The 10,393-nt window shown below is 63.8% G+C and carries 7 protein-coding genes; 1 reads left to right on the top strand and 6 read right to left on the bottom strand.

Features of this window, described 5'->3' with window-relative positions:
• Positions 1–348: 348 nt before the first annotated feature.
• Positions 349–1,494, top strand: coding sequence for an aromatic ring-hydroxylating oxygenase subunit alpha (locus OKQ63_RS24310; protein ID WP_264214459.1), 1,146 nt, complete (start codon positions 349–351; stop codon positions 1,492–1,494).
• A 259-nt stretch (positions 1,495–1,753) separates the two neighbouring features.
• On the opposite strand, the gene OKQ63_RS24305 is transcribed toward OKQ63_RS24310, so the two are convergent.
• The 6 genes from OKQ63_RS24305 to OKQ63_RS24280 all read right to left on the bottom strand — a co-directional run bounded on the left by OKQ63_RS24305 (position 1,754) and on the right by OKQ63_RS24280 (position 10,307).
• Positions 1,754–3,277 (bottom strand): trimethylamine methyltransferase family protein, encoded by a 1,524-nt coding sequence (locus OKQ63_RS24305; protein WP_264214458.1) that lies wholly within the window; start codon positions 3,275–3,277, stop codon positions 1,754–1,756.
• Between the two features lie 108 nt (positions 3,278–3,385).
• Positions 3,386–4,135 carry an aspartate/glutamate racemase family protein gene (locus OKQ63_RS24300; protein ID WP_264214457.1) on the bottom strand — a complete coding sequence of 250 codons (750 nt, stop codon included), beginning with the start codon at positions 4,133–4,135 and terminating at the stop codon, positions 3,386–3,388.
• Positions 4,136–4,151: 16 nt separating this feature from the next.
• The gene (locus OKQ63_RS24295) at positions 4,152–6,548 is read right to left on the bottom strand and encodes an FAD-dependent oxidoreductase (protein WP_264214456.1); all 2,397 of its coding nucleotides are present in this window, start codon (positions 6,546–6,548) and stop codon (positions 4,152–4,154) included.
• A gap of 249 nt (positions 6,549–6,797) precedes the next feature.
• Entirely contained in the window at positions 6,798–8,492 is a 1,695-nt protein-coding gene (locus tag OKQ63_RS24290; protein WP_264214455.1) for an ABC transporter ATP-binding protein, read from the bottom strand.
• Between the two features lies 1 nt (position 8,493).
• Positions 8,494–9,357 (bottom strand): ABC transporter permease, encoded by an 864-nt coding sequence (locus OKQ63_RS24285; protein WP_264214454.1) that lies wholly within the window; start codon positions 9,355–9,357, stop codon positions 8,494–8,496.
• Positions 9,354–10,307 (bottom strand): ABC transporter permease, encoded by a 954-nt coding sequence (locus OKQ63_RS24280; protein WP_264214453.1) that lies wholly within the window; start codon positions 10,305–10,307, stop codon positions 9,354–9,356. Before OKQ63_RS24280 ends, OKQ63_RS24285 begins: the two co-directional genes overlap by 4 nt.
• Between the last annotated feature and the right edge of the window lie 86 nt (positions 10,308–10,393).

Genomic DNA, 10,393 nt, shown 5'->3' with positions numbered 1-10,393 from the left:
GGCCGGCTGTCCTGCCGCAGACCGGGCGCACCGGTGAGTCCCGGCTGTTGCACTCAAGTCGAAATGTCACCGGTTTTGCTTTGCGCATGGGCGGCATTTCAGATTCTGCGGCTGCATCGGCAGCAGCGATAATAGTGATTATGTTGCTTTTCAGCGCCCGGCATAAAGCACCGTTGCCGCGCAGGGCCGGCCGGAGCCGTGCAGGGCCCCCTCGCTGATTCGCGATGTCCAGCCTGCCAGCGGGCTGAAGCGGTCTTTGATTTTCCGGCAGTGGCTTTTTTCCTTGGCGGATGCGGCTGAAATATGCAATCAATCTGTGATCACAGATTAGGAGGCTGAAGGAATCAGATGCCCGTCACCGATGCGATCACCGCCGAAGCGCTGCGCCAGGAATTGACCGATCTGAAGAAACTGGACCGGGAGCAGGCCCGCACGATGCCGTCCGGGTTTTACACTTCAGAGGATTTTCTGGAGCTTGAGAAGGAACACCTGTTCAGGCGGGAATGGGTGTGTGTCGGCCATGCAGGCGAGATTCCGGAGCCGGGCGACTTCTACACCACTGAAATCGTTGGCGAGCAGCTTCTGGTCTCGCGCGGGCACGATGGCGGGGTGCATGTGCTGTCGAATGTCTGCCGCCACCGCGGCAACATGGTCGAAACCCAAGCCAGCGGCAACCGGCGCAGTTTTGTCTGCCAGTACCATGCCTGGACCTATGACACCGATGGCCGGCTGAAGACCGCGCCGCTGATGAAGACGGCGAAGAACTTCGAGATCAAGGGCTGCCGCCTGCCGCAGTTCAGGTCCGAAATCTGGAGCAGTTTCATCTTTGTCAATCTGGACGGCACCGCCGATCCGCTGGCGCCGCAGCTGGACTCCCTGCAGGGCGTTCTGCGCAACTATCACAATGAGCAGCGCAACCTGCTGTTCACCGATGAAGCGGTCTGGAACACAAATTGGAAGAACCTGACCGAGAACTTCATGGAGGGGTACCACCTGTTTGCGACCCACCCCAAGACGCTGCAGCCGATGACGCCGACACAGCTGTGCCGCAAGGTGCCGGGGGAGGCTCGGTGGACTGCCTACCGGTCCTATTATGACCCGCAATATCCGCCGCGCGGCCCCTTCCATGAAGACATGACAGAGGATGAGCAGCGCAATACCGTGCTGTTCAACATCTTTCCCAGCTTTGTGGTGGCGGTGGCGGCGAACTACACGCTGTACCTTTGCCTGCGCCCGAAGGGGGCGGACAAGGTGGCGATCCGCTGGGGCATTGCCGGGTTCAAGGAGGATCCGGAAGATCCGGAGGTTGCGGCCTATGTCGATCTCTGCAAGTCCTTCAACGCGGAAGACAGGGAGAAGCTGGAGACCCTGCAAGTGGCGCAGAACACGCGGTATTACCAGAGCGGCCCGCTGGCGCCGGACGATCTGGAAGGCACGATCTGGGACTTCCTGGGCTATATGGGCCGGATGCTGGGCGCCGACCGGGAATTGTGAGCCGAAGCGGCAGGAGCGGCGCTCGCAGCTGGCAAGGACTGCCGGTATCGCGCCCGGTGGCACCGGGCATGCGGGGACGGCCGCTGAAGGGGCCGGCCGTGAGGGAGAGGGCCGGCGGCGGCAATATTCCCGGCATTGAGGCGGACTGCGGCGGATTGCGGCGGCGCGGCGTCCGCCGTTGCGCTCCCTGCGGTGTTGCGCCCGCCGCGCCAGGCGGGCGTTTGCGCTTGGGGCTGCCGGCACGGCGCGGCCGACGGCGTCAGGGTGCTGCGCCAATCTCCTCCTTGCGTTTGGCGGCATAGGCTTCGAGTTCCTCTTCCACAGCCGGATCAATGGGCGGCTTTTCATAATCATTCAGCAGCTGCTTCCAGATCCCGTTGGCGCGCTGGGTGGCGGTTTTGGCGCCGTCGTCGCGCCAGGTCTCATAATTGCGCCAGTCGGAGAGAATCGGGCTGTAGAAAGCTGTCTCGTAGCGGTCCAGCGTATGGGCGGTGCCGAAGAAATGGCCAGCCGGCCCGACCTCGGCGATGGCCTCAAGGCCCAGGGCGTCGTCGCTGAGGTCGATGGGCTCGAGCAGAGCTGCCTGCATCTGCAGCAGCTCGGCATCCAGGATCAGCTTCTCGAACGAGCAGGTCAGACCGCCCTCCAGCCAGCCGCCGGCGTGCATCATGACATTGATATGGCCTTGTATGCAGGCGTTGATCGACATGTCGCTTTCATAAGCGGCCTGCGCATCGACACAGGCCGACGCGGTGGTGTTGGAGGAGCGGATCGGCAGCCCGTAGCGCCGCGCCATCTGGCCGGAGACCAGCACCGATTGGGCGTATTCGGGCGTGCCGAAGGCGGGGGAGCCGGTCTTCATGTCCACGTTGGAGGTGAAATGGCCGTAAAACACCGGCGCGCCGCGGCAGGCGGCCTGGCCCAGGATGATGCCGGCCAGCGCCTCGGCGTTCTGCTGCACCAGCGAGCCGCCGATGGTGGCCGGGCTCATGGCGCCGGCCAGGGTGAAGGGGGTGACATGGATCGGCTGGCCCGCGCGGGCAAACTCGATCAGCCCCTCGGCCTGGCTGTCGTCCAGCAGGAGCGGCGAGTTGGTGTTGATGCCGCCGATGATGCCGGGGCGGGCGCGCAGGCCCTCGTCGTCGGTCTGCAGGGCGATCTTGGCCATCTCGATGCAGTCTCGGGCACGTTCTGCGGAGTTCAGCCAGCAGGGCTGCCAGCCTTTGTCGCAGAGCGTGGTCTGGGCCAGCATCATGTCGAGGTGGCGGGTTTCCGGCGGCAGCTCCAGCGGTTCGCAGCCGGCCCCGCCCTCGTGGTGGAAGATGTTGAGAGAGGCGGAGAGCTTCACGAAGTTGCGCATGTCCTCCAGCGTGCCGGCCCGGCGGCCCCGGTCGAGGTCGGAGACGAAGGAGGGGCCGCTGACGGTTGCAAAGGCCATGGAGCTGCCGCCCACGGTCACGGTTTTCGCCGGGTTGCGGGCATGGATGGTGAATTCGGAGGGGATGCCGGTCAGCATTTCCTCGGCCATGGCCGGGTCGAAGCGGACGCGGTTGGTGGCGCCGTCGACATCGGCGCCGGCCTTGGCCAGCAGGCCGCGCGCGACGGCGCTGTCGACCTTGAGGCCGATGTCGCGCAGCACCCTGAGGCTGGCGTGGTGGATGGTTTCGACCTGATCGGCCGAGATCAGTTCGGTGGGCGCAAGCGGATTGCGGACCTCGCCAAAGGGGCGCTGGGTAAAGCCAGTGTTACGGGACTGGCGGATGGAACGGCGGCGGCGGGACATGGGTGTTCTCCTGTTTCGGGGTGTGGTTCGGGGTGGCACCCCTTTCCGCCCCGGCCCAGGTTTCCCGGCGCACGACCGCGCGTGATATCTGCATCGCATCCATCCTCTTCAGATATATCCCGAATAGCGTTTCGGCGCCACGGCCCGGTGCAGCCACTCGACACAGGCAATGAAATCAAAAACCGGCAGCCCCGCAGCCTCGCCTGCATCGCAGGCGAAGGGCGGCAGGCTGGTACATTCCAGAAGAACCGCACCGATATTCGGATCCCGTTTCCTGCCCTCGTCAACTGCCGCCAATACATCGGCGCGCAGCACGTCGGCATCGCAGGTGATTTCTGATCCGCCCATGCACATGGCGTTGAAGACCTCCGAGCCGTCCAGACCCGCCAGCGTGATCCGGTCATTCAGATCCGCGCCCACCGCCGTGAAGAATTCACTCGCCAGCAACTGCGCCGCCGCCGTTACGACCAGAACGGACTGATCCGGTCGGATCATCTGCCGGATGACCGGCAACATCATCAACGGCGAGGTCATGACGGGGATCGCGACGTGTTTGGCCAGCACAGGCTGGATCAGCGAAAAGAAGCCGCAGCACATTGCGATGGCCCGCACCCCGTCGCGTTCCATCTGAACCGCCGCGTCGATACACATCTGCACTTCGGGCGTATAGCTGCCATCCGGACGCGTCAACGGCGGAAAGGGGTTGTCCTCCAGCCCCTTGATCTGGCGAAGAAGCACCGGAAACGGATAGCTCGTCGCGTTGCCGACATCGCCGGGCGGCATGGGAAAGCGCTTGTTGTCGAACATCAGAATGCCGACGCTGTAGCCCTGATAGGAATGTCCACCTGTCACAATCATCCTGTCGCTCCTTTGGTCAGCGGCGCATTTTGCCGCCGGAGGGATCGTAGAGTGCCTCGGGCGCCAATCGGGCCTTGCGCAACCGCCCGAGAATCTCCACCGCATAGTCGCCACCCTCGCGATACGCCCCGGGCGGCACATATCCTAGCGCGATATGCCGTTCTGTGACCGGCCCCCAGCCTCCCGAAGAAACATAACCGACGGGCTGGCCGTCCAGGAAGATCGCCTCGTCGCCCCAGATCGCCAGATCGCCGGCCTCGACTGTCAGGGTGATCGGGAGTTCGCGCGGCGGGCCATAGTTCTGGGCGGCTTCCCGGCCGATGAACTCGCCCTTGCCGAGCTTCACGTGGTGCATCATCCCGCATTCATGGGCATAGTAGTCGGAAGTGATCTCCAGCCCCCACGCCGGGTAGCTTTTCTCCAGCCGCAGCATCATCAGCGCGCGCAGGCCGCACAGGTCCGCACCGCATTCGCGCAGGGCATCGAAGATCTGCGGCTGGCGGTCCGGGGCCATGTAAAGCTCATAGCCGGTTTCCCCGGTGTAGGAGACGCGCAGGGCAATCACACCCGGCACCCCGGCCAGCGTAATCTCCCTGGCATCCATAAAGCGGAAGGAACTGCTGTCCATCGGCTGATCGGTGAGCGTTGCCATGATGGCCTGTGCCTTCGGGCCGGCCAGGGCGAGACCGGACAGTTCGTCCGACAGGTTCCTGAGCGTGACGCCGCCGGCGGGCAGGTATTTGCGGAAGTGGCGCAGGTAGGCCAGCTGCATTGCGTAGGTGCCGACGATCAGATAGCGGTCCCCGAGGTTGGAGACAGTGAAATCGCCGATCACCTTGCCCTTGTCCGACAGCATTGGCGTGAGGCACAGCCGTCCGGTTTTGGGCAGGCGGTTGGCCATGATGCGGTCGAGCCAGGCTTCGGCATTCGGGCCGGAGACCTCGAATTTGGCCATGTCGGAGAATTCGAAAAGCCCTGCCCCTTCGCGCAGGCGCCTGCCCTCCTCGGCGACGGGTTTCCACCAATTGGGTTGGCGGTAGGTTAGGCTGTCCTCCGCCTCCATACCTTCGGATGCGAACCAGGTGGCGTGCTCGCGTCCGAAACCGGTGCCAAACACCGCGCCCGCCTGCGCGAGGCGGTCATGGATGGGGGATTTTGCCTGCGGCCGGGCGGCGGGAAAGCTTTGGTAGGGGAAGGTTTTCTCGGACCGGTTTTCATAGAAATACCGGGTCATGTCCTCGGTGTATTTCCTGGTCGCGAAATCTCCGAAGCGGGTCACATCCCAGTTGAAGATGTCGATCTCCGGCTCGCCGCCGATGATCCACTCCGCGATCACCCGGCCGATGCCGCCGCCCTGGTTGAAGCCGGCCATCACCCCGTTGGCGCAGAAATAGTTGCGCAGGGCGGGGTGCGGGCCGATCAGCGGCGACAGGTCGGGAGAGAAGATCATCGGGCCGTTGATCACCCGCTTGACGCCGGCCTCGCCCAGACAGGGCATGATCTCGACCGATTTTTCGAAGTTCCACTCCATGCAGTCCAGATTGTCGGGCAAGAGTTCGTGGCCGAAGTCCAGCGGGGTGCCGTCCTTGGCCCAATGGGTCATCTTGTCCTCATAGGCGCCAAGCAGCATCCCCATGCCCTCCTGCCGCGCATAAGAGCCGGTTTCATTGTCGTTGATCTGCGGCAGTTCGAAGCCGAGGCTTTCAATGAGGGGGATGTTTTCGGTCACCAGGTAGTGGTGCTCGACCGGCATCAAGGGCAGTTCGATCCCGGCCATCCGGGCGACTTCGCGGCCCCAGAGGCCGGCGGCGTTGACGACATATTCGGCATGGATGGTGCCCTTGTCCGTCACTACGTCCCAAGTGCCGTCAGCGCGCTGGTTGGTGGCGGTGACCGGGGTGTGACGGTGGGTGGTGGCGCTCAACTGCCGCGCGGCGGCGGCAAAGGCGTTGGTGGCGGAGGCCGGGTCGACATGGCCGCCCTCCTCCTCCCAGAAGGCGCCGATCATGTGCGAGGTGTCCAGCACCGGTGCCTTTGCCTTGGCTTCCTGCAGCGAGATGAAATGGCCCTCGATCCCCAGCCGGCGGCAGGCGCTTTGCATCATGGCGTTGCTGTCGATCTCGTCCTGGGTGCGGCAGATGTTGAGGCCGCCGGTGAAATGGAAGCCGCAGGGCTGGCCTCGTTCCTGTTCCAGCTCGCGGTAGATCTGGAAGGTGTAGCGGTGCATCTCCGCCGCCGCGTTGGGCCGCACCACGGTGAACAGCCCGCCCGCCGCGTGCCAGCTGGAGCCGGAGGTGAGTTCCTGCCGCTCCAGCAGCATCACGTCGCGCCAGCCGTTTTTGGCCAGATGGTAGAGGATGGAGCAGCCGACCACGCCGCCGCCGATGACAACAACCCGCGCTGCCGTGTTCATGGCAGCACCTCGTGTTTGCCTGGGCGGCATGTGGCTGAATGTTGAGGGTTAGGTGTCTTGTCCGAAGAGCCGGTCTGATGGCCAAAGAGGCGGCTTGCCATTGCTGATCTCCTGAAGGTTGGTGCCTGGTTGCGGGGAAAGGCCCCGGCAGGCTCCGGCCCAGGTTTCTTCCATCATGACTTTGAACGGCTTGTTCATCCTTGGAGCCCTTCAGCTTCAGATCCAATTTCTTGCCTCAACGAGGCACACTCATATATTGTCCAGTGCTGCCACCAGATTGCGCCGCTCAACGACCGCGTCATCCAGCCAGTCAGTGCGCATCTCCGGCACCGAATTGAGCAAAAGCTGGGTGTATTCGTGGCACGGAGGCTTCAGCACCTGATCCACCGGGCCCTGCGCCACGATCCGCCCGTGCCGCATCACCGCGATCCGCTCGGAGATCTTTGAAACCGTGGCGATGTCATGGGTGATGAACATGTAGCTGAGGCCGAGTTCGTCCTGCAGGTCCTCCAGCAGGTCGAGGATCTGCTGCGCCACGATGGTATCGAGCGCCGAGGTGATCTCGTCGCAGATGATCAGCCGTGGCTGGGCGGCGAGGGCGCGTGCGAGGTTGACCCGCTGGCGCTGGCCGCCCGACAGCTCAGGCGGGAAGCGCCAGGCGAAATCGGTGGGCAGGCCGACACGTTCCAGCAGGCGGGCCACCTCCCTGGTGGCCTCGCGTTGGGACAGGCCGCGGTAGAACACCATCGGACGGCTGAGGATCTTGTTCAGCCGTTGCCGCGGGTTCAGCGCCACGTCGGCCATCTGGAAGGCGAACTGGATCTGGCGCAGCTCCTCGCGGGAGCGCTGGCTGACGGAATGCTGCAGCTGCTGCCCGTCCAGATAAACGCCGCCCTGTTTGGCGCCCATCAGACCGGAGATCAGGCGGCCCAGAGTGGTTTTGCCGGAGCCGCTCTCGCCGATCACGCCCAGGGTTTCGCCGGCATTGACAGTCAGATCGATGCCGCGCAGGGCAATGATGCTTTGCCCCGGTCCGTAGCCGGCTGTGACGCCGCGCACCTCCAGCAGCGGCGGCGCCTGCGCTGCCGCCACGGGCGGGGCGTGGATGTCCTCCGGCATCAGGTGAGCGGCGGCCATCAGCGCCTTGGTGTAACCGTGCTGCGGGTTGGAGATGATCTGCTCGGTGGGTCCGTATTCCACCATCCGGCCGTCTTTCAGCACCAGGATGTGGTCGGCCACCTGCGCCACCAGCGACAGGTCGTGAGTCACGTAGATGGCTGCGGTGTTGTTCTCGCGGATCAGTTTCTTGAAGGAATGCAGCACCTCGATCTGGGTGGTCACGTCCAGCGCCGTGGTCGGCTCGTCCAGGATCAGCAGCCGCGGATCGCTGATCATCGCCATCGCCGCCATCAGCCGCTGCAGCTGGCCGCCGGAGACCTGATGCGGGTAGCGTTTGCCGATGTTTTCCGGGTCCGGCAGCTCCAGGTCGTTGTAGAGCCGTGCCGCCTTGGCCAGTGCCGCCTCGCGGCTCATGGCGCCGGTGATGACCGGGATTTCGATGACCTGCGCGTCAATTGTCATGGCGCCGTTGAAGGAGGCCGCTGCCGATTGCGCGACATAGGTGATCTCCTTGCCGCGCAGCTCTTGCAGTTTGGACAGGGATTGCTCCAGCACGTTTGTTCCGCCCAGATGCACCGAGCCGCCGGTGATGTGGCAGCCGGGGCGGGTATAGCCCATGCAGCCCAGCGAAATTGTGGTCTTGCCTGAGCCGCTCTCGCCGATCAGCGCAATCACCTCGCCCGGCTGCACGTCAAAGGAAATGCCGTCGACGATTTTGAACTCATGACCCTTCTTGTCGCGGACGGAGACATCCAGGCCGCGGACTTGCAGCAGCGGCTCGCCTTCAGGGCCGCTATCGGAGCCGTTGTGGGAGGTGTCGCGCATATCAGATCTCATCAGGCAGCTTGGCGCTGGACCGCTGCAGCAGCCAGTCGACAAAGACGTTCATGGAAATGGCGATCAGCGCGATGCCGAAGGCCGGATAAAGCGTGGTGTATTCGCCCCAGAGGATCGCCTGCATGTTCTCCTTGACCATGACACCGAGGTCCGATTGCGGCGGCTGCACGCCGAGGCCGAGGAAAGAGAGCGCCGAGATGAACAGGATGGCATAGGTGAAGCGGATGCCGAATTCGGCGGCAAGCGGGGTGAGGGCGTTGGGCAGAACCTCATGCCAGACGATCCAGCCCTTGCCCTCGCCGCGCACCACGGCGGCCTCGACATAGTCCATCACCATGATGTTGACCGCCAGCGCCCGGGCGACCCGGAACACCCTTGTCATGTCGATGAAGGCAATTGTGAAAACCAGCACCACAAAGGAAGAGCCCAGCGAGTTGATCACGATGAGCGCCAGCATCAGCGCCGGGAAGCTGAGCAGCGCGTCGTTGATCCGGCTCATCCAGCTGTCAATCCGCCCGCCGAAGGCAGCAGCCAGGAAGCCGAGGAAAACGCCTGCAAAGAACGACAGGAACGTGATAGTCAAAGCAAGGAACAGGGTGATCCGCACGCCGTAAACAAGCCGCGACAGCACATCCCGCCCGAGGTAGTCGCTGCCCAGCCACATTTCGCTGCTGGGCGGCAGGAAACTGTCGTTGGTGAGGATCGCGCCTTCGCCGTAGGGGGCGATCCAAGGGGCGAAAGCGCCGATTACGAAGACGGCAATCAGGAACAGAAGACAAAGCGTGACGCCGGGCGTCAGGTCGGAAACCGCCTCGCGCAGCTCGCCTGCCCAGGTCCGGGGTCCGGGGGTCATTTCTTGTACCTCACGCGCGGGTTGGCGATGATCGACAGGATGTCGGCAGTCATGTTCAGCAGGACATAGAAGGAGCAGAAGATCATCGCGCAGGTCTGCACGATGGGCACGTCGCGGTTGGTGACCGCCTCGACCATGTAGCGGCCGAGGCCGGGGAAATTGAACAGCGTCTCGATCACCACCACGCCGCTGGCCAGATAGGCCAGGTTCAGCGCCACCACATTGATGATCGGCCCCAGCGCATTGGGCAGCGCGTGGCGCAGCAGCAGGCGGCGGCGCGGCACGCCCTTGAGGATTGCCATCTCGATCGCCGGGCTGGTGAGCACGTTCAGCACGGCGGAGCGGGTCATCCGCACCATATGCGCCAGGATGGTGAAGGTGAGGCCCATCACCGGCAGGATCAGGATGCGGATCCAGTCCACCAGGTCATAGCTGGGCCGGATCGAGGCGATGGCCGGCAGCCAGCGCAGCTTGATGGCGAAGATGGTGACCAGCACCACCGCGACCAGGAAATCCGGGAAAGAGATCAGCGCCAGCGAGGTCGAGGTGATCAAGCGGTCGGCCAGCCCGCCCGGCTTGACCGCCGCGGCCAGCCCCAGGGCAATTGCCAGCGGCACCGCGATGACGGCCGTGCAGAGTGCCAGAATGATGGTGTTGCTGCCGCGGCGGGTGATCTCGGAGCTGATATCCGCACCATTGGCCAGCGAGGTGCCGAAGTCGCCAGTGATGAAATTCGTCAGCCACACCCAGTAACGCACGTGCAGCGGCTCGTTCAGCCCGAGGCGCTCGCGGACCTGCTCCAGCAATTCCGGCGTTGCCCCCTGCCCCAGAATTGCATGCGCCACATCGCCGGGCAGGATCTCGGTCCCGAGGAACACCAGCACCGATACAAACAGCAGCGTTCCGATGCCGAGGACCAGCCTCTTCCAGAGAATCTCCGTTAAACTCATGCGGTCCCTCCCTTGCGCTGGCGGTCACTGGCCAGGGAACAGGTAAACTGTGATCACAGATGAGCTGAAAATCAAGAGATAAGTTT

It is taken from the genome of Leisingera thetidis, from assembly GCF_025857195.1.
In the GTDB taxonomy this organism is placed as follows: Bacteria; Pseudomonadota; Alphaproteobacteria; order Rhodobacterales; family Rhodobacteraceae; genus Leisingera; species Leisingera thetidis.
Note: the sequence above shows the minus strand (reverse complement) of the source record. Positions and strands in the feature narration are given on the sequence as shown.

What these genes read in the sequence shown, in the direction of transcription:
- OKQ63_RS24310 (WP_264214459.1), top strand. Translation starts at nt 349, where the DNA reads ATGCCCGTCACCGATGCGATCACCGCCGAAGCGCTGCGCCAGGAATTG.
- OKQ63_RS24305 (WP_264214458.1), bottom strand. Translation starts at nt 3,277, where the DNA reads ATGTCCCGCCGCCGCCGTTCCATCCGCCAGTCCCGTAACACTGGCTTT.
- OKQ63_RS24300 (WP_264214457.1), bottom strand. Translation starts at nt 4,135, where the DNA reads ATGATTGTGACAGGTGGACATTCCTATCAGGGCTACAGCGTCGGCATT.
- OKQ63_RS24295 (WP_264214456.1), bottom strand. Translation starts at nt 6,548, where the DNA reads ATGAACACGGCAGCGCGGGTTGTTGTCATCGGCGGCGGCGTGGTCGGC.
- OKQ63_RS24290 (WP_264214455.1), bottom strand. Translation starts at nt 8,492, where the DNA reads ATGCGCGACACCTCCCACAACGGCTCCGATAGCGGCCCTGAAGGCGAG.
- OKQ63_RS24285 (WP_264214454.1), bottom strand. Translation starts at nt 9,357, where the DNA reads ATGACCCCCGGACCCCGGACCTGGGCAGGCGAGCTGCGCGAGGCGGTT.
- OKQ63_RS24280 (WP_264214453.1), bottom strand. Translation starts at nt 10,307, where the DNA reads ATGAGTTTAACGGAGATTCTCTGGAAGAGGCTGGTCCTCGGCATCGGA.